The 18,779-nt window shown below is 65.0% G+C and carries 17 protein-coding genes; 9 read left to right on the forward strand and 8 right to left on the reverse strand.

Annotation, left to right across the window (positions count from 1 at the left end; genetic code table 11):
- Positions 1 to 43: 43 nt before the first annotated feature.
- The 4 genes from asd to leuC form a co-directional block, all read right to left on the reverse strand.
- Complete coding sequence (asd, locus tag RBB39_RS09845; protein ID WP_253028619.1) at positions 44 to 1,156, reverse strand: aspartate-semialdehyde dehydrogenase; 1,113 nt, start codon at positions 1,154 to 1,156, stop codon at positions 44 to 46.
- Between the two features lie 127 nt (positions 1,157 to 1,283).
- On the reverse strand, positions 1,284 to 2,354 hold the full coding sequence (gene leuB, locus RBB39_RS09850; RefSeq protein WP_045992649.1) for a 3-isopropylmalate dehydrogenase: 1,071 nt from the start codon (positions 2,352 to 2,354) through the stop codon (positions 1,284 to 1,286).
- 94 nt (positions 2,355 to 2,448) lie between these two features.
- A complete protein-coding gene (leuD, locus tag RBB39_RS09855; RefSeq protein WP_253028620.1) occupies positions 2,449 to 3,102 on the reverse strand; it encodes a 3-isopropylmalate dehydratase small subunit in 654 nt (217 codons plus the stop codon).
- A 3-nt stretch (positions 3,103 to 3,105) separates the two neighbouring features.
- Positions 3,106 to 4,551 (reverse strand): 3-isopropylmalate dehydratase large subunit, encoded by a 1,446-nt coding sequence (gene leuC, locus RBB39_RS09860; RefSeq protein ID WP_045992651.1) that lies wholly within the window; start codon positions 4,549 to 4,551, stop codon positions 3,106 to 3,108.
- A 265-nt stretch (positions 4,552 to 4,816) separates the two neighbouring features.
- On the opposite strand from leuC, the gene RBB39_RS09865 reads away from it, so the two are divergent.
- Together RBB39_RS09865 and RBB39_RS09870 are read left to right on the forward strand one after the other, a co-directional pair.
- Entirely contained in the window at positions 4,817 to 5,722 is a 906-nt protein-coding gene (locus RBB39_RS09865) for a LysR family transcriptional regulator (protein ID WP_253028621.1), read from the forward strand.
- Between the two features lie 24 nt (positions 5,723 to 5,746).
- Positions 5,747 to 7,072 (forward strand): hypothetical protein, encoded by a 1,326-nt coding sequence (locus tag RBB39_RS09870; RefSeq protein WP_371931869.1) that lies wholly within the window; start codon positions 5,747 to 5,749, stop codon positions 7,070 to 7,072.
- Positions 7,073 to 7,128: 56 nt separating this feature from the next.
- Here the strand turns inward: RBB39_RS09870 and RBB39_RS09875 are convergent, their stop codons facing one another.
- The gene (locus RBB39_RS09875) at positions 7,129 to 7,641 is read right to left on the reverse strand and encodes a zinc ribbon-containing protein (protein ID WP_045992653.1); all 513 of its coding nucleotides are present in this window, start codon (positions 7,639 to 7,641) and stop codon (positions 7,129 to 7,131) included.
- 231 nt (positions 7,642 to 7,872) lie between these two features.
- Here RBB39_RS09875 and leuS point away from each other — a divergent pair, with 231 nt between their 5' ends.
- The 7 genes from leuS (at position 7,873) to RBB39_RS09910 (ending at position 15,312) form a co-directional block, all read left to right on the forward strand.
- Positions 7,873 to 10,449 carry a leucine--tRNA ligase gene (gene leuS, locus RBB39_RS09880; protein WP_253028622.1) on the forward strand — a complete coding sequence of 859 codons (2,577 nt, stop codon included), beginning with the start codon at positions 7,873 to 7,875 and terminating at the stop codon, positions 10,447 to 10,449.
- A gap of 109 nt (positions 10,450 to 10,558) precedes the next feature.
- Entirely contained in the window at positions 10,559 to 11,050 is a 492-nt protein-coding gene (lptE, locus tag RBB39_RS09885; RefSeq protein WP_124803682.1) for an LPS assembly lipoprotein LptE, read from the forward strand.
- 7 nt (positions 11,051 to 11,057) lie between these two features.
- A complete protein-coding gene (gene holA / locus RBB39_RS09890; RefSeq protein ID WP_045992656.1) occupies positions 11,058 to 12,119 on the forward strand; it encodes a DNA polymerase III subunit delta in 1,062 nt (353 codons plus the stop codon).
- 201 nt (positions 12,120 to 12,320) lie between these two features.
- Positions 12,321 to 13,397: a GGDEF domain-containing protein gene (locus RBB39_RS09895; protein WP_052704339.1), complete on the forward strand. Its 1,077-nt coding sequence runs from the start codon at positions 12,321 to 12,323 to the stop codon at positions 13,395 to 13,397.
- Positions 13,398 to 13,545: 148 nt separating this feature from the next.
- Entirely contained in the window at positions 13,546 to 13,935 is a 390-nt protein-coding gene (locus RBB39_RS09900; RefSeq protein ID WP_045992681.1) for a PA2779 family protein, read from the forward strand.
- Between the two features lie 13 nt (positions 13,936 to 13,948).
- A complete protein-coding gene (locus tag RBB39_RS09905; protein WP_045992657.1) occupies positions 13,949 to 14,893 on the forward strand; it encodes a PA2778 family cysteine peptidase in 945 nt (314 codons plus the stop codon).
- A complete protein-coding gene (locus RBB39_RS09910; RefSeq protein ID WP_045992658.1) occupies positions 14,890 to 15,312 on the forward strand; it encodes a DUF488 domain-containing protein in 423 nt (140 codons plus the stop codon). The genes RBB39_RS09905 and RBB39_RS09910 overlap by 4 nt, the downstream gene beginning before the upstream one ends.
- A 93-nt stretch (positions 15,313 to 15,405) precedes the next feature.
- On the opposite strand, the gene sthA is transcribed toward RBB39_RS09910, so the two are convergent.
- From sthA to nqrF, 3 genes are all read right to left on the reverse strand, one after another.
- Entirely contained in the window at positions 15,406 to 16,797 is a 1,392-nt protein-coding gene (sthA, locus tag RBB39_RS09915; protein WP_253028623.1) for a Si-specific NAD(P)(+) transhydrogenase, read from the reverse strand.
- 113 nt (positions 16,798 to 16,910) lie between these two features.
- Positions 16,911 to 17,168 carry a (Na+)-NQR maturation NqrM gene (gene nqrM, locus RBB39_RS09920; RefSeq protein WP_045992660.1) on the reverse strand — a complete coding sequence of 86 codons (258 nt, stop codon included), beginning with the start codon at positions 17,166 to 17,168 and terminating at the stop codon, positions 16,911 to 16,913.
- 341 nt (positions 17,169 to 17,509) lie between these two features.
- On the reverse strand, positions 17,510 to 18,742 hold the full coding sequence (gene nqrF / locus RBB39_RS09925; protein ID WP_045992661.1) for an NADH:ubiquinone reductase (Na(+)-transporting) subunit F: 1,233 nt from the start codon (positions 18,740 to 18,742) through the stop codon (positions 17,510 to 17,512).
- Positions 18,743 to 18,779 lie beyond the last annotated feature (37 nt).

Below are 18,779 nucleotides of genomic sequence, written 5' to 3' on the forward strand. Positions count from 1 at the left end.
GGGGCGCCCAAACGGCGCCCCCACGATCCGATAGTGCTTTGCCTTAGCGCTCGCGCAGTACCTTGAGCATACGCTTGAGCGGCTCGGCGGCGCCCCACAAGAGCTGGTCACCGACGCTGAAGGCGCTGAGGTACTCACCACCCATGTTCAGCTTGCGCAGACGACCCACCGGGATGCTCAGGGTGCCGGTGGCGGCAGTCGGCGTCAGCCCATCGATGGTGGCGTCCTTGTCATTGGGGATGACCTTGACCCACTCGTTGTGGCTGGCGATACGCTCTTCGATCTCGTCGAGCGGCACATCCTGCTTGAGCTTGATGGTGAACGCCTGACTGTGAGAGCGCATGGCGCCGATACGCACGCACAGACCGTCGATGGGGACCGGGCTGTCCTGGCGACCGAGAATCTTGTTGGTCTCGACGTAGCCCTTCCATTCCTCGCGGCTCTGACCGTTATCCAGCTTGGAATCGATCCATGGCAGCAGGCTGCCGGCGAGCGGCGCACCGAAGTTGTCGGTGGGGATGGCGCCAGTACGCATCGCCTCGGTGACCTTGCGGTCGATGTCGAGGATGGCGCTGGCCGGATCCTTGAGCTCGCTTGCCACGCTGTCACGCAGGCCGCCCATCTGGTTGAGCAGCTCGCGCATGTGCTTGGCGCCGGAGCCGGATGCGGCCTGATACGTCATGGAGGTCATCCACTCGATCATGTCCGCCTCGAACAACCCGCCGAGGCCCATCAGCATCAGGCTGACGGTGCAGTTGCCGCCGACGAAGGTGCGCGCACCGGCGTCGAGCTGGGCGTCGATCACCTTGCGGTTGACCGGGTCGAGCACGATGGTGGCGTCATCGCTCATGCGCAGGGTGCTGGCAGCGTCGATCCAGTAGCCCTTCCAGCCGGCACCGCGCAGGTCTTCATAGACCTTCTTGGTGTAGTCGCCGCCCTGGCAGGTGATGATCACGTCCAGCGCCGTGAGCGCCTCGATGTCGAAGGCGTCCTTCAGCGGAGGCACGTCCACACCCACGTCGGGGCCGGCCTGACCGACCTGGGAGGTGGTGAAGAAGACCGGCTCGATGCCGTTGAAATCTCCATCTTCCACCATCCGCTGCATGAGCACGGAACCCACCATGCCACGCCAACCGACGAAACCGACTTTCAACATGTGAAGTCCTCCAGAAATCGAGTGAGGCAATCATTATACAGAAACCGGCAGCACCTTTCAGATGCCACCGGCACAGTCAGGATGGGCGACGCCCGATTGCCGGGCGCCAGCACCACTAACAAAGGCGTTAAAGCGCCGCCAGCACCGCATCCCCCATCTCACTGGTGGACACCTGGCGGGTGCCCGGATAGGCGATGTCGGCGGTGCGCAGGCCCTGATCCAGCACCTTGCCCACCGCAGCCTCGATGCGCTCGGCCATGGCAGGCTCGTTGAGCGAATAGCGCAGCATCATCGCCACCGAGAGGATGGTGGCCAGCGGATTGGCGACACCCTGGCCAGCGATATCCGGGGCGCTGCCGTGGCAAGGCTCGTACATGCCCTGGCCGCTTTCGTTGAGCGAGGCCGACGGCAGCATACCGATGGAGCCAGTCAACATGGCGGCGGCGTCGGACAGGATGTCGCCGAACATGTTGCCGGTCACCACCACGTCGAACTGCTTGGGCGCGCGCACCAGCTGCATGGCGGCGTTGTCCACGTACATGTGCGACAGTTCCACGTCCGGGTACTCGGCGGACAGCCGCTCCATCACCTCGCGCCACAGGATGGTGACCTCCAGCACGTTGGCCTTGTCGACGCTGCAAAGCTTCTTGTCACGCTTGCGCGCCATCTCGAAGGCCACCCGGCCGATGCGCTCGATCTCGCTCTCGCTGTAGACGTAGGTGTTGAAGCCGACGCGCTCACCGTCACGCTCCTCGACGCCGCGCGGCTGGCCGAAGTAGATACCCCCGGTCAGCTCGCGCACGATCATGATATCGAGCCCGGACACCACCTCGGGCTTGAGGGTCGAGGCCTCGGCCAGCTGCGGATAGAGGATGGCCGGGCGCAGGTTGCCGAACAGCCCCAGCTCCTTGCGCAGCCCCAGAAGCCCCTTCTCCGGTCGCTTGGAAAGGTCCTCGATGGTGTCCCACTGGGGGCCGCCTACGGCCCCCAGCAGGATGGCGTCCGCCGCACGCGCCTTGGCCAGGGTCTCCTCGGGCAAGGGCACGCCGTGGACGTCATAGGCGCCGCCGCCTACCAGCGCTTCCTCCACGTCCACGTCGAGCCCCTTGGCCTTGAGCGCCTCGAGCACGCGGCTGGCCTGGGCGGTGATCTCGGGGCCGATGCCGTCACCGGGAAGGACAAGAATCTTGCGGGTCATGAGCTGGGGTTCCTGAAAGCTGGCAGAAAGATGAAGATCGAGAGAATCGTAAGCCCCGCCATCGGGCGGGGCCAGCTGTCGATGAGAGACAGGTCTACGCCTTGGCCGGCTCGCGGAACAGCCAAGGGCGAGCGGTGCGATGACGCGCCTCGAAATCGGCGATGGCGGCCTCGTCCTTGAGGGTGATGCCGATATCGTCGAGGCCTTCGAGCAGGCAGTGCTTGCGGAAGGCGTCCACCTCGAACTCGAGGATCTCTCCGCCAGGGGTCACCACACGCTGGTGCTCGAGGTCGATATCGAGACGGTAGCCCTCGTTGGCCTCGACCTCGGCGAACAGCCGGTCGACCTGCTCTTCGGGGAGAGTAATCAGCAGGATGCCGTTCTTGAAGGCGTTGTTGTAGAAGATATCGGCGAAACTCGGCGCGATGACCGCGCGGAAGCCAAAGTCCTCCAGCGCCCAGGGCGCGTGCTCACGGGAACTGCCGCAGCCGAAGTTGCGCCGTGCCAGCAGCACCTGGGCACCCTGATAACGCGGCAGATTGAGTACGAAATCCGGGTTCAACGGGCGCTGGCTGACGTCCTGACCGGGCTGGCCTTCGTCGAGGTAGCGCAGTTCATCGAACAGGTTGACGCCGAAGCCGGTACGCTTGATCGACTTCAGAAACTGCTTGGGAATGATCAGGTCGGTGTCGACGTTGGCCCGATCCATCGGCGCGACCAGACCCTCAAGGCGTTCGAACTTTTGCATGGCTCAGGCCTCCTGGCGAGCGGTGGTGGAATCAAACTGGCGCACATCGACGAAGTGGCCGGCGATGGCGGCAGCGGCGGCCATGGCAGGGCTGACCAGGTGGGTGCGACCACCGTAACCCTGACGCCCCTCGAAGTTGCGGTTGGAGGTGGAGGCGCAGTGCTCGCCGGCACCGAGCTTGTCGGCGTTCATCGCCAGACACATGGAGCAGCCGGGCTCACGCCACTCGAAGCCGGCCTCGATGAACACCTTGTGGAGCCCTTCCTCCTCGGCCTGACGCTTCACCAGACCGGAGCCCGGGACGACCATCGCCAGCTGGATGCTGTCGGCGACCTTGCGACCACGGGCCACCTTGGCCGCCTCACGCAGATCTTCGATGCGTGAGTTGGTGCAGGACCCGATGAACACCTTGTCGAGGCGGATATCGGTGATCTTCTGGCGCGGTGACAGCCCCATGTACTCAAGCGCCCGGGTGATGCCGGTGCGCGCGGTGTCGTCATCGGCCTCGGCGGGATCCGGGACCTCACCGCTGACACCGGTGACCATCTCGGGGCTGGTGCCCCAGCTGACCTGAGGCTCGATGGACGCAGCGTCCAGCGTCACCACCTTGTCGAACACGGCGTCGGCATCGGAGACCAGCTCGCGCCAGTCGGCCACGGCGGCGTCCCACTGCTCGCCGCTGGGAGCAAAGGGGCGCTCGGCCAGATACTCGATGGTGGTGTCGTCCACCGCGATCAGGCCGACCCGGGCTCCGGCCTCGATGGCCATGTTGCACACTGTCATGCGACCTTCCATCGACAGGCTCTCGATGGCGCTGCCGGCAAACTCGATGGCGTAGCCGGTGCCACCGGCGGTACCGATCTCGCCGATGATCGCCAATACAACGTCCTTGGCGGTGACGCCCTCGCCCAGCTCGCCTTCGACGCGAACCTGCATGTTCTTCATCTTCTGCGCCAGCAGACACTGAGTAGCCAGCACGTGCTCGACCTCGGAGGTGCCGATGCCATGGGCCAAGGCGGCAAAGGCGCCGTGGGTAGCGGTATGGGAGTCGCCACACACCACGGTCATGCCCGGCAGCGTCGCACCCTGCTCGGGGCCGACCACGTGGACGATGCCCTGGCGCGGGTCATTGATGCGAAACTCCTCGATGCCGAAGGCCTCGCAGTTGTCATCAAGCGTCTGCACCTGGATCAGTGATACCGGATCCTTGATCCCGCTGTTGCCCTCGGAACGCTCCTTCACGGTGGTCGGCACGTTGTGGTCCGGGGTCGCCAGGTTGGCGTCCAGCCGCCACGGCTTGCGCCCGGCCAGACGCAGACCTTCAAAGGCCTGGGGCGAGGTCACCTCGTGCAGCAGTTGACGATCGATATAGATCAGCGCGGTGCCATCGTCGCGCTCCTTGACCAGGTGCTGCCGCCACAACTTGTCGTAGAGTGTCTGGCCTGCCATGCGGTGTCTCCTCCGGGGGCTTGGCTCCAGGCGCCACGCTGGCGGTGGGCCTGTCGGTCGTTCTGAAGCCGCCCCTCTCGATTGATCGAAAACGGTCGTTTGCCGGTCCCGCGGGCCTTGCCCGGGGATGGGATAGGTCGAGTGTCGCGCCACTCGCCAATAAAATCAATTCATGTTATTTATTCAAACGATTCCCAAGTGGAATACATCATTACCCGGCAAATCGTCGCCACTTTCCCTCGTCATCCGCCCCGGGAGCACTGCCATGGATACCCAGAGCCTGCAGGCCTTTCTCGCCGTGGCCGACAGCGGCAGCTTCTCCCGCGCGGCGGAGCAGCTGCACCTCACCCAGCCGGCCGTCAGCAAGCGTATCGCCAGCCTGGAGGCACTGACGCGCGCCCGACTGTTCGACCGTATCGGCCGCCGCGTCAGTCTGACCGAAGCCGGGCGGCTGCTGCTGCCGCGGGCACGCCAGATTCTGGTCATGGTCGACGACAGCCGCCGGGCCCTGAGCAACCTGAGCGACGAGGTCAGCGGCGAATTGACCCTGGCCACCAGCCATCATATCGGCCTGCACCGGCTGCCGCCGGTGCTGGGCAGCTACGTCAAGCGCTACCCGGAGGTGCGCCTCGACCTGCGCTTTCTCGACTCCGAGCAGGCCTACCAGGGCGTGCTGGACGGCGATATCGAGGTGGCCCTGGTGACCCTGTCGGCCCACCCCGACCCTCAGCTTCGCGCCACCAGAGTGTGGGTCGACGACATGACCTTCGTTGCCGCCCCGGAGCATCCGCTCGCGCGGGAGAGCCGCGTAACCCTGGCGACCCTGTGCGAGCATGACGCCCTGTTGCCGGGCCCACTGACCTTCACCCGCCAGCTGATCCTCGAGCGCCTGGCCAGGCACGGTCTGACGCCGCGGGTGGGACAGTCGACCAACTATCTGGAAACCCTCAAGATGATGGCCACGGCCGGGCTTGGCTGGAGTCTGTTGCCCGACCCCATGGTCGAGCGGGACATCGCCAGCGAAAGACTGGTCCGGCTGGCCCTCGAGGAGCCTGCGATACAGCGCCCGCTCGGCTACCTGGTGCACCGCGACCGCACCCTGTCCAACGCCGCCCGCTCGCTGCTCGAATGCCTCGACCAGGAAGCCGTGGCAGACCCCGCCTCGCCTTGAGCGCACCACCACAGGGACGTCTGAATGACTCGCATGCCTCTCCCTCCACCGCGACACCGCCTGGCCGGCGCACTGACGTTGGCGGGCCTGCTGACGCAGATCGCGGGCCTGGGCCTCGACGGGCTGCCGAGCTGGAGCGTCAGCCTGCCCTTGTGGGCCGCCAGCCTGCTGATGTGGCCGGACATTCCCCGGCGCAATCAGTGGCAGGCCGGCGTGCTGGCGGTGCTGGGGCTTGCCTTTCTGGCGTTGGCGGTGGTGGGCTTCGACGCCACCCCCGACATCACCACCTTGCTCGATGGAAACGCCTTCGTGGTGGCCATGCTGGTAGGGGTGAGCTTTATCGCCTTGATCGGGCGCCCCTCGGAGGGGCCACCGAACAGCGAACCGGTGACCGGGCGCCGAGGTCTGGCCGGGACCTGGCTGGGGGTGCAGCTGCTCGGGGCCATCCTCAACCTGTCCGCGGTCTTCATGGTCGGCGATCGCCTGGAGCGCCGCGGTCGTCTGCTCGACGTTCAACTACTGGGGCTCAACCGAGGGCTTTCCAGCGCCGCCATGTGGTCGCCGTTCTTCGCCGCCATGGGCGTGGCGGTCTCCCTGGCTCCATCGCTTGAATACACCACGGTGCTGGCCGCCGGACTGCCGCTGGCCTTTGCCGGCGGCCTCTACAGCGTGTTCGAACTGTCACGCCGCTTCGACGTCAGCGAGGTCCCTGGCTTTTCACTGTCCCCCCGCAGTCTGCTGATGCCGGCCAGCGTGGCCGGACTGGTGATGGTGTTTCACTACGTCATCACACCGTCTCTGACCATCGTCAGCATCATCACCTTCCTGATGCCGACACTGGCGCTGGCCGCCAACCTGGCCAGGGGCGCTGCAGCGACCCGAGAACGCCTGGTACGTCACCTTCACTACCGACTGCCGGGCATGCGCGGCGAAATCACCCTGTTTCTGTGTGCGGGACTTCTGACCAAGGGACTCTCGATCCTGGTCGCCGCCGCCACCAACGGTGACTGGACGCTGTTTGCCGACTTTGGTGTGGGGCCCGCCATGCTGAGTTATGTGGCCATCGTTGCCAGCGCCATTGCCGGGTTGCACCCGATCATCGGCATCTCGGTGCTGGCCTCGATGCTGGATCTGGATGGCCCCCACCAGACCCTGTTCGGTTTCGTCGCCCTGGCGTCCTGGGGCGTGGGCACCGCCGTCGGCCCGCTGTCGGGCATCAACCTGTCACTGCAGGGGCGCTACGGGATCAGTGGCTATCGCATGATGAAGCACAATCTACACTACGCTCTGGTCATGTCGGCGCTGGTGCTGGTGGCGATCGCCTGCCTGGCCCAGGCCGTCTCGGCCTGAGCCGCACGCCAGACGATTGCCACCTGATATTGCGCCGACGGCGCGGTCGGCGGACGTCAGCCGACACGTCCAAAGTAGCGATGGCCGCATTGATGGCAGGGCTCGATGCGCTTGACCCCGTGCAATTCGACCACGGCGTCGCAGTGCACGCAGGACATGCGTCCCGGCGCCGCCAGTTCGCCGGCGGTGTAGTCGGCACGGGAGGCCTCAAGGTCGTCCTCGAGCTGCTCGCGCTCGATCACGCTGCGATCGGCGATCGACAAGAGCGAATCGACCACCTTGCGCGACAGGATGGTCAGGTCGATGCCGAGCCAGCTGGCCACGCCCTCGCCGCCGGCAGCCAGGTAGCGGCGCATGTCCTTGAGATCACGCTCGACCCAGGCCCTCAGCAGCGCCAGTTCGTCCTTGGTGTACTCCTCGAGCTCCGCCTCGAACTCCACGGCGTCGTCGAGATCCTTCTGCAGATTGTCCCAGGTGAGGTCCTCGGCCCCTTCCTTGAGCCGGGCCAGTACCCGCTCATAGCCGTCGCGCAGACGATGTTCGCCGGACGAAGAATGTTGATCACTCATGACGGTGTCCTCCTTGATGCAGACAAGGACCGCTCGGGGTAACCCGAACGGAACACTGGCGGCCCACCATAGCCGGACCCCGGGCTGCTGGGGTATCCTTGCGGGCATCATTGCCGCGCCGGTGACAGGGCCGCATCAACCTTGATTCTGCACAACCCTGCCGCCGGACGATACCCATACCCTGCGCGCCGCCTTGGGCGCGCCTTGATTGCAAGGTACTCGAAGACCGCGATGGACGCCCAGTACAAGCCCCACGAAATCGAACACGACGCCCAGCAGTTCTGGAATGAAAACCAGTGTTTCAAGGCGATCGAGGATCAGGATCGCGAGAAATTCTACTGCCTGTCGATGTTCCCCTACCCCAGCGGCAAGCTGCACATGGGGCATGTACGCAACTACACCATCGGCGACGTGGTCAGCCGCTTCCAGCGCATGCAGGGCAAGAACGTGATGCAGCCGATGGGCTGGGACGCCTTCGGCATGCCGGCCGAGAACGCCGCGATCAAGAACCAGGTACCGCCGGCCAAGTGGACCTACGAGAACATCGACTACATGCGTGCCCAGCTCAAGGCGCTGGGCTTCGCCTATGACTGGGATCGTGAGTTCGCCACCTGCGACAGCGACTATTACCGCTGGGAACAGTGGTTCTTCACCAAGCTGGTGGAAAAAGGCCTGGTCTACAAGAAGATGTCCACCGTCAACTGGGACCCGGTGGATCAGACCGTGCTGGCCAACGAGCAGGTCATCGACGGCTGTGGCTGGCGCTCCGGTGCGCCGGTGGAGCGCAAGGAAATCCCGTTGTGGTTCTTGAAGATCACCGACTACGCCGATGAGCTGCTGGCGGATCTGGACAAGGTCGAGTGGCCCGAGCAGGTCAAGACCATGCAGCGCAACTGGATCGGCAAGTCCAAGGGGGTCGAGCTGGCCTTCGACGTCGATGGCGACGAGCCGCTCAGGGTCTACACCACCCGTCCCGACACCCTGATGGGGGTGACCTACGTGGCGGTGGCCGCCGGCCACCCGCTGGCGATCAAGGCCGCCGAGGACAAGCCCGAACTCGCCGCCTTCCTCGAGGAGTGCTCCCACGGCGGCACCTCGGAAGCCGAGCTTGCGACCATGGAAAAACGCGGCATGGCCACCGGCTTCGAGGCCATCCACCCGCTGACCGGCGACCGTGTGCCGGTATATGTCGCCAACTTCGTGCTGATGGAATACGGCACCGGTGCGGTGATGGCGGTGCCCGGCCACGACCAGCGTGACTGGGAGTTCGCCACCAAGTATGACCTTCCGATCCGCGCGGTGATCGCCGACGCCGATGGCCAGGCCCCGGACCTGTCCCAGGGCGCCTGGGTCGAGCACGGCAGCCTGATCAACTCCGGCGAGTTTGACGGCCTCGACTTCCAGGCGGCCTTCGACGCCATCGCCAGCCGCCTCGAGCGCGACGGCCACGGCGAGGTCAAGACCAACTACCGCCTGCGCGACTGGGGCGTGGCCCGCCAGCGCTACTGGGGCGCGCCGATTCCGGTCAAGTACGGCCCCGAGGGCCAGACCGTGCCGCTCACCGACGACGAGCTGCCGGTGGCGCTGCCGCTGGAGGTCACCGTGGACGCTTCCGGCTCGCCGCTCAAGAAGATGCCGGCGTTCAGCGATCTGGGCGATGGCTGGACCCGCGAGACCGACACCTTCGACACCTTCATGGAGTCCTCCTGGTACTACGCGCGCTTCTGCTGCGCCGACAACCCGGAGGCCATGCTGGACGAGCGCGCCAACTACTGGCTGCCGGTGGATCTGTACATCGGTGGCATCGAGCACGCCATCCTCCACCTGCTCTACGCCCGCTTCTTCCACAAGCTGATGCGCGACTTCGGTCTGGTCGACTCCGACGAGCCGTTCCAGCGCCTGCTGACCCAGGGCATGGTGATCGCCGAGACCTTCTACCGCCCCGAGGCCAACGGCGGCAAGGAGTGGTTCAACCCCGCCGACGTCGAGGTCAAGCGTGACGACAAGGGACGCCCGCTCAGCGCCACCCTGATCAGCGATGGCCAGCCGGTGGAGATGGGCGGCATCGAGAAGATGTCGAAGTCCAAGAACAACGGCGTCGACCCCCAGGCCATGATCGATCGCTTCGGTGCCGACACCGTGCGCCTGTTCATGATGTTCGCCGCCCCCCCGGAGCAGTCACTGGAGTGGTCCGACTCCGGCGTCGAGGGCGCCCACCGCTTCCTCAAGCGGCTGTGGCGTCTGGTCGCCGAGCATCTGGAGGCCGGTACGCCGGCAGCGCTGGATGCCGCCGCCATCGCCTCGCTCGACGACGCCCAGCGCGAACTGCGCCGCAAGACCCACGAGACGATCAAGAAGGCCGGCGACGACATCGGCCGCCGCACCACCTTCAATACCGCCATCGCCGCGGTGATGGAGCTGACCAACGCCATCGCCAAGTTCGGCGATACCAGCCCTCAGGGCCTGGCAGTCAGCCGCGAGGCGATCGAGGCCTGCGTGCTGCTGCTGGCACCGATCACGCCCCACGCCTGCCACGCACTGTGGCGCTCACTGGGCCATGACGGCGCGGTCATCGATGCCACCTGGCCGGCGTTCGACGAAAGCGCCCTGGCGCGCGACAGCATCGAGCTGGTGGTGCAGGTCAACGGCAAGCTGCGCGCGCGCCTCGAGGTGCCCGCCGACGCCGACAAGGCCGCCGTCGAAGCGCTGGCATTGGCCAACGACAACGTCCAGCGCCATACCGACGGCAAGACCCTGCGCAAGGTGATCGTTGTGCCGGGCAAGCTGGTCAACATCGTCGCCAACTGACAGCTCGCGGCGGGCGTCTCGCCCGCCGCGTCAGACTGTCGGTGATACCAGGACATGATGCCGAAGGCTGTGCCTTCGGTTTTTCCCTCACGCTGGACAAGGAGTTCCCATGCAGCGTCGTCACTTCCTTGGTCTGACCCTGGCCTCCGGCGCCGCCCTGCTGCTCGCGGGCTGCGGCTTCCACCTGCGCGGCGTCGGCGGCGAGGTGCTGTCCCTGGACAGCCTGGCGCTCGACGGTGCCGACACCCCCTTCGCCGAGCAGTTGACCAAGCGTCTGGAAAGCCTCGGCACCCGCGTCGACGAGACCGCGTCGCTGCGTCTCAACCTGGGTGGCGAAGACGTCAGCATCCGTCAGGTCGGCGTGCTCGACACCGGCTCTCAGGACCAGCAACTGGTGCTGCGGATTCCCTACTCGATCCAGCGCGCAAGCGATGGCGCCTACCTGGCCGATCGCCAGGCGGTGGAGGTGCTCGAAGAGTTCTCGATCACCGACGACAACCTGCTGTCCCAGGATGAGCTACGCGCCGATGCCCTGGAAAACGCCCGCCGCGAGGCCGTACGCCAGATGATCGACCGACTGCGCGCCATCGAGGAAGTCTGATTCACCCATGAAGGTCTTTGCCGACAAGCTGCCGGACGCGCTTTCGAAGTCCGTGCCCCCTGTCATCATCGTCGCCGGTGATGAGCCTCTGCAGCACATGGAGGCCTGCGACCAGGTCCGGGCACGTGCGCGCGAGTCGGGCGTCGAGGAACGTGAGGTGCTCCACGTCGAGGCCAACTTCGCCTGGGGCCGCCTCACCGAGTCCGCGGCGAGCCTGTCGCTGTTCGCCTCGCGCAAGTTGATCGAGCTGCGTCTGGGCAGCGCCAAGCCGGGGCAGGAAGGCGGCAAGGCACTCAAGGAGTACGCCGAACAGGCACAGGGCAGCGACAACATCCTGCTGGTCAGCTGCGCCAAGCTCGACGCCCGCGAGCAGAAGAGCGCCTGGTTCAAGGCGCTCGACAAGCTGGGGCTGTTCGTTCCGGTGTGGCCGGTCGACCCTTCCCGCCTGGGTTTCTGGCTGAGGGACCGCGCCCAGCGCCACGGTCTGTCGATGTCGCTGGACGCCGCCCGGCTGCTGGGTGAACGCACCGAGGGCAACCTTCTGGCCGCCGACCAGGAACTGCAGAAGCTGGCCTTGATGCTTCCTCCCGGCGCTCAGGTATCCCCCCGTGACGTCGCCGGAGGGGTCGAGAACAGTGCCCGCTACGACGTCTTCACTCTGGTCGATGCCTGCCTGAAAGCCGAGCGCGAGCGCGTCCTCCGTATCCTCGCGGGACTGGCCGCCGAGGGTACCGAGCCACCGATCATCCTGTGGGCCCTGACCCGCGAGATTCGCACCCTGCTGTCGCTGCATCAGCACCTGGACCAGGGCCAGAGCTTCGAGCACGCCTGCAAGGCCCAGAAGCCTCCGATCTTCGACCGTCGGCGCCCCGCCTACCAGGAAGCCATCCGTCGCCTGCCACTCAAGCGTCTGCACAAGCTTCTGATGTTCGCCCAACGCCTGGACCTGTCGATCAAGGGCGCAGCGGACCTGCCGCTGGAACAGGGCATTCAGGACCTGGCGCTGACCCTCGCTGGCGGTCGTGGACTGCTGGCAGAAATGGCCTGGTCCTATCGCGTGGCGCCGTAGCCGACGATTCGTCTTCCTTGCTCTCGCATGATGTGGCCTGGCGTCCCCCCTGTGACGCCAGGATGGGATAGGTCAGCCCGGCCAATGGGGGTATGACCCCGCACTGCGGGTACTCTGCGCATAGAATAGGGCAAGCACCTGCATCATTACCCCTTGGGCGCCCAGCGCGTCTGGTCGCCAGCGACCGCGAGTGCCCCCATCATGACCCGTGTCTTCCCGCTGGTTCTGGCCGCCGGCGTCACCTTGCTTTCGACCGCCAGCGCCCTGCTGTTGCTCGGCTACCTGAGCCAGGTGCGCCAGCCCATGGGCGTTGTCCGCGATGCCCTCATCATCGAAACGGCACGGTCTCAGGAAAATGTGGCGAGCATCGCTTCACTCAAGCAGTTTGCCGGCATCGACAACTCGCCCCGGGCTCACGAGCTCACGCAAGTGGCCGATACCCTCCAACACCGTCTGCGGACGCTGGCGGGCACCGCCACGCGACTGCCCACCTCCCAGCGGGACAGCGTGGTCGGCTACCTGCAACGTGCAGAGCACTCGATCGACCTGATCGCTCCTTCGCCTCTCTCTGGCACCACCGCAGACATCACCGACACCTTGCCGGGGCTCGCTTCGACCATCGATGAGCTGGCCATCTATCTGATGGAGACCGAGTCGCACCAGCGAAAGCTCGATCGACGCCTGGCATTGGTGGCCACCGTACTGACGGGACTGGTACTGATGGTCGGCACGGTGCTGTTTGTCGCCCTGCTGCGCCTGGAACGCCACAGCAACGCGCTGCGCTATCTGGCGATGACCGACGACCTCACCCAGCTCTACAATCGTCGCCAGTGGCTCGACCAGGCCCCCCACCTGCTGGCCCTTCGGCGCCCGGCGGATAGTCCAGTGGCGCTGATGCTGCTGGATCTGGACAACTTCAAACGCATCAATGACGGCTACGGCCACCCCACCGGCGACAAGGTATTGAAGTCCTTCGGCGAGATGCTCAAGCGCGTGGCCAGGCGCAGCGATCTGGCGGCGCGTCTGGGGGGCGACGAGTTCGCCCTGCTGATGCCCCAGGCGGACGCCCGCAACGCCGAAACCGTCGGCGAGCGAATTCGCCACGAAACCGAGCACTTCGACCTGACCCAACCGGCGGCCGGCGCCAACCTTACGGTCAGTATCGGCATCGCCGTCTCAAGCCACGCCGATGACGACTTCTCCACCCTGTACCGGCGGGCCGACCAGGCGCTCTACCAGGCCAAGCATCAAGGACGCAATTGCATCCGCCTGGGCTAGAGAAACCAACAACCTGCATGAAATTCCTGTACCACCTTCGTTATACTCCTGTTGTCGCCAACGCATCCGGCGGGCAGGATGCCACTGGATGCATGTCGCCATCACCAAGGATCGAACAATTCCCGACACCATCAACAAGGAAGCCCCCATGACTTCACGACTGCGCCGCTTGCTGTGTACTGTTCTGATGCTGTGCCTGACCCTGGGTGCCGCCAGCGCCGGGGCCGCCACCTCGGTCCCGCTGGCCTCGACCAACGACGTGCTGGCCTCCCAGCAGAGCCAGGACGCCCGAGAACGCATCCATCAGGTACTGGCCCGCGATGACGTACGCCAGCAACTCGAACTCCAGGGCGTCGATCCCGGTGAGGTCGAGGACCGCGTAGCCGCCCTGTCCGACGCCGAAGCTCAGCAGATGGCCGACCAGCTCGACCAGATGCCCGCCGGCGCCAGCGTCATTGGCGTGCTGTTCGCGGTCTTCGTCATCCTGCTGGTCACCGACATCCTGGGTCTGACCGACGTCTACCCGTTCACCCGCTAAGGACATGCGCGTGATGCGCTCATTCGTCTCGAGCGCCCGCCTGGCGGGCGCTCTTTCGTTGGTGATGTGGCTCACGGCCTGTGCCAGCGCCCCCGAACTGGACCACAGCGTCACCGCTACGCTGCCCCAACGCCAGCTCCTCGAAGACGTCCCCTTTCACCCCCAGCGTGACTACCAGTGCGGCCCGGCCACACTGGCCATGGTGCTCAACCATGCAGGGGTCGACGTCGGCGTCGATCAACTGATCCCCGAAATCTACGTGCCCAGTCGCAAGGGCAGCTTCCAGCCCGAGATGCTGGCCGCCAGTCGCCGGCACGGGCGAATCCCGTTCACTCTGGCGCCACGCTTCGCCTCGCTGCTCGAAGAGGTCGATGCCGGCCGCGCGGTGGTGGTACTGCAGAACCTGTCGCTGCCGGCCTTCCCGCTGTGGCACTTCGCAGTGGTCAACGGGTACGATCTCGAGAGCGAAGAGGTATTGCTGCGCACCGGCGTTACCCGTCAGGATGCCACCGATTTCGGGCGTTTCGACGCCACCTGGCAACGTTCCGAGCGCTGGGCCTTCGTGGCACTGACGCCAGGAGAGCTGCCGGTGACGATTGCACCTGAGGCGGCCATCCAGGCCACCTCGGACTTCGAACGGGTCCAGGGACCAGAGCAAAGCCTGCCGGCCTGGCAAGCCCTGGTCGATCGCTTTCCCGAGGAGGCCATGGGGCACTTCGCGCTGGCCAACGCCTACCATGCGGCGGGCCAGCCTGACGCGGCCATCGACGCCTGGCGCAGCGCTGTCGCAAACGATCCGTCGCTGGCGCCGGCCTGGTTGAACCTGGGGCTCACCCTGGCGTCCCAAGGCGATGACGAAGGGGCTCGAGAAGCGCTCAGGCGTGCGGCTTCGCTTGACGGGCCCTGGCAGCAAGGCGCCAGGGAGGCGCTGAACGAACAGCAAGGAGGAGCTCGATGAGCTACGACATCGTGTTCAAGGGCGTCTACCAGGCGCCCGAGCCCGACGACGGCGCCCGAGTACTGGTCGACCGCCTGTGGCCCAGGGGACGCAGCCGCGAGTCCCTGGCGCTTACCGAGTGGTACCGGGAGGCCTCACCCAGCAATGCCCTGCGACGCCAGTATCAGCTCGAGGAGATCAGTTCCAGGGTCTTCGAGATTCGCTATCGCGGCGAGCTACGCGACCACCCCGACCGGCTGTATCCGCTGATGCGCCTGGCCCGGCGTGGCCGCTTGACGCTGGTGACCGCGGCGCGCGATGTCGACAGCACCCATCTGCCCGAGCTGCGCCAGCGCCTGCTCGAGGCACTGTACCAGGAAGATCAGGAAGACGCCCTGCCATCCTCGCCGCCTTGCTTTGCCCACGAGAGCGGCCACTAGAGCTCAGGCACCGGATCCAGCAGGCGCCAATAGTCCGACCCCAGACAAGAAAGGTGCCCAAGGGCACCTTTCTTGTCGGTCGTGCTGGCCGGCTCAGAACACCCGGTTGAGACCATTCTGGGCGGCCACCCGGTAGGCCTCGGCCATGGTCGGATAGTTGAAGGTGGTGTTGACGAAGTACTTCAGCGTATTCGCCTCCCCTTCCTGCTGCATGATCGCCTGGCCGATATGGACGATCTCCGAGGCCTGGTCGCCGAAGCAGTGGATGCCGTAGATCTCCAGGGTATCCTGATCGAACAGGATCTTGAGCATACCGACGGTATCGCCGGTGATCTGGGCGCGGGCGGTGTCCTTGAAGAAGGCATGGCCGACCTCGTAAGGCACCTTGGCCTCGGTCAACTCGCGCTCGGTGCGACCGAAGGAGCTGATCTCGGGAATGGTGTAGATCCCGGTGGGCACCTCGGTGACGTAGCGGAACTCCCGGTCCAGCAGCTCGTCGCAGGCGTTCAGCCCCTGATCGTAGGCGGCGCTGGCGAGACTCGGCCAGCCGACCACGTCTCCGGCGGCGTAAATGTGGGGCAGCGCCGTACGATAGTGCTCGTCGACCTGCAGCTGACCGCGGCCGTTGGCGGTGAGACCGATATTCTCGAGGCCCAGCTGGTCGGTATTGCCGGTGCGGCCGTTGGCCCACAGGAAGGCGTCGGCGCGCAGCCGCTTGCCCGACTTCAGATGCACCGTGACGCCGTTTTCGTCACCCTCGACGCGCTCGTACTCCTCGTTGTGGCGGATCAATACACCATGCTTGCGCAGATGGTAGGACAGCGCATCGCTGATCTCGTCATCGAGGAAGGACAAGAGGCTGCCGCGGTTGTTGATCAGATCCACCTTGAGTCCGAGCCCGGAGAAGATCGAGGCGTACTCACAGCCGATGACGCCGGCGCCGAAGATGATCAGGGTACGCGGGGTGTGCTGCAGACCAAGAATGGTATCGGAGCAGTAGATACGAGGGTGGCGAAAATCGATGTCCGCCGGACGATAGGGCCGTGACCCGGTGGCGATGATCACCTTGTCCGCTACCAGCTCTTCCTGGTTTTCACCACTGCCCCTTACCATCAGGGTGTGTTCGTCCTTGAAGCGTGCGATCCCGTGATACAGGTCGATGCGATTGCGCGCGTAGAAGTTGGTGCGCATGGACACCTGCTGATCGATGGTCACCCGGGAGCGTTCACGCACCTTGGGGAACGAGAACCAGCGCGGCTCGCCGATATCCCGGAACATGCTGTTGGTGTTGAACGACATGATCTGGCGGACCTGATGACGCAGCGCCTTGGAAGGGATGGTGCCCCAGTGGGTGCAATTGCCGCCGACCCGCGCCTGCTTTTCGACCACCGCGACCCGCTTGCCATGCTTGGCCGCATTGATCGCTGCGCTCTCGCCGGCGGGCCCGGTGCCGATCACCACCACGTCATAGTTGTGGACTGCCATCGTGTCTTCCTTCTCCTGGAAACCGACCCGGATGTGAGATGCCGGGCACTGCTTATCATGAGGACGGCGCCTCGAGAGGCGCCGTCATGGTCAGGGGGCGTCGATGCTGCCGCTCAGCGACGAGTCGCGTCGTAGCCCAGGTCCAGTCCGCGATTCTCGTCGGATTGGCGACGCTGACTGGTGGCGCGCTTCTTCGATTCTTCCTCGCACACCTCATCCTTGCCGCCGCAGATCTCGCAGCCGTCCTTCAGGCCAAGCTGGTTGAGCCCGCCGCAGGAGCCGGCGATGGGCTTGCGGCCAAGAATGACACCGATCGCCATGGCGCCGATGATCAGCAGCATGGCACCGAAAACGATAAGGTAGATGGTCATGATGGACTCCTCGCTGGATGGGGCAGGATAGCTCTGGTCACTTTCTCGCGAACACTTTGTCGCGAACACCATCGCCTGCCTTTCTCCCATTGGACAGCGGTTGGACAAGAGATATCCCTGGGCGGAACAACGAATGGCCGTCGCCATACGCCCGAGGCGTTGAAGGTACCGACTCGACAAGGTCCCGTGTCCTCCCAGGAGAGTCCGCGGGGCATTCTCGAGTCGGCGCGACAATTATGCCAGAACTCCTCTCGCGGCAAAATCACAAGGCGCACAAACCAACGAGCCCCGCACGGGGCGGGGCTCGCAAGGTGCCCTTGGGCACACGGACAGGCGCGTGATCAGCCGCCGAAGTCATCCAGCATGATGTTCTCGGGCTCGACGCCGAGATCCAGCAGCATCTTGATGACGGAGGCGTTCATCATGGGCGGCCCGCACATGTAGTACTCGCAGTCCTCGGGAGCCGGATGGTCTTTGAGGTACATGTCGTAGAGCACGTTGTGGATGAACCCGGTCGGCCCTTCCCAGTTGTCTTCCGGCTGGGGGTCGGACAGTGCCAGGTGCCAGTCGAAGTTCTCATGCTCTTCGGCCAGCTTGTCGTACTCTTCGTTGTAGAAGGTCTCGCGCCAGGAGCGTGCGCCGTACCAGAAGGTCATCTTGCGCTCGCTGTTCAGACGCTTCAGCTGGTCGAAGATGTGGCTGCGCATCGGCGCCATGCCGGCACCACCACCGATGAAGACCATCTCGGCGTCGGTGTCCTTGGCGAAGAACTCACCGAAGGGCCCCATCACCGTGACCTTGTCACCCGGCTTCAGGCTGAAGACGTAGGTGGACATCAGGCCAGGCGGGTGGCTGGAGTTGGGCGGAGGCGTCGCGATCCGGATGTTGAACTTGAGAATACCCTTCTCTTCCGGATAGTTGGCCATGGAGTAGGCACGAATGACCTCTTCGGTGTTCTTGTGCGAGACGTCGAACAGACCGAATTTCTCCCAGTCGCCGCGGTACTCTTCCTCGATATCGAAGTCGGAGAACTTGATGTCGTAGGCCGGTGCCACCAGCTGCACATAGCCGCCGGCACGGAAGGCCACTTCCTCGCCTTCCGGCAGCTTCAGGTTCAGCTCCTTGATGAAGGTGGCGACGTTGGGGTTCTCGATGACCTCGCATTCCCACTTCTTGACGCCGAACACTTCCTCGGGGACCTGGATCTTCATGTCCTGCTTGACCGGTACCTGACAGGACAGACGCCAGCCGACCTTCTTCTCGCGCAGGGTGAAGTGGCTTTCCTCGGTGGGCAGGATCGAGCCGCCGCCCTCCTCGACCCGGCACTTGCACTGGGCGCAGGAGCCGCCGCCGCCACAGGCGGAGGACAGGAAGATGCCATTGGCCGCCAGGGTGTTGAGCAGCTTGCCGCCGGCCTGGGTGGTCAGGGTGTTCTCGGGATCGTCATTGATCTCGATGGTCACATCGCCCGAGCTCACGAGCTTGGAGCGGGCCGCCAGGATCACCGCCGTCAGACTGATGACGATGATGGTGAACATGACGACGCCGAGCACGATGACTGTTGTATCAACCATGTCGGTTTCCTATTGCTAGGGTTAGGGCCTGCACCGA

The sequence above is a fragment of the Halomonas sp. MMSF_3323 genome (assembly GCF_030733595.1).
Lineage (GTDB): Bacteria > Pseudomonadota > Gammaproteobacteria > Pseudomonadales > Halomonadaceae > Halomonas > Halomonas litopenaei.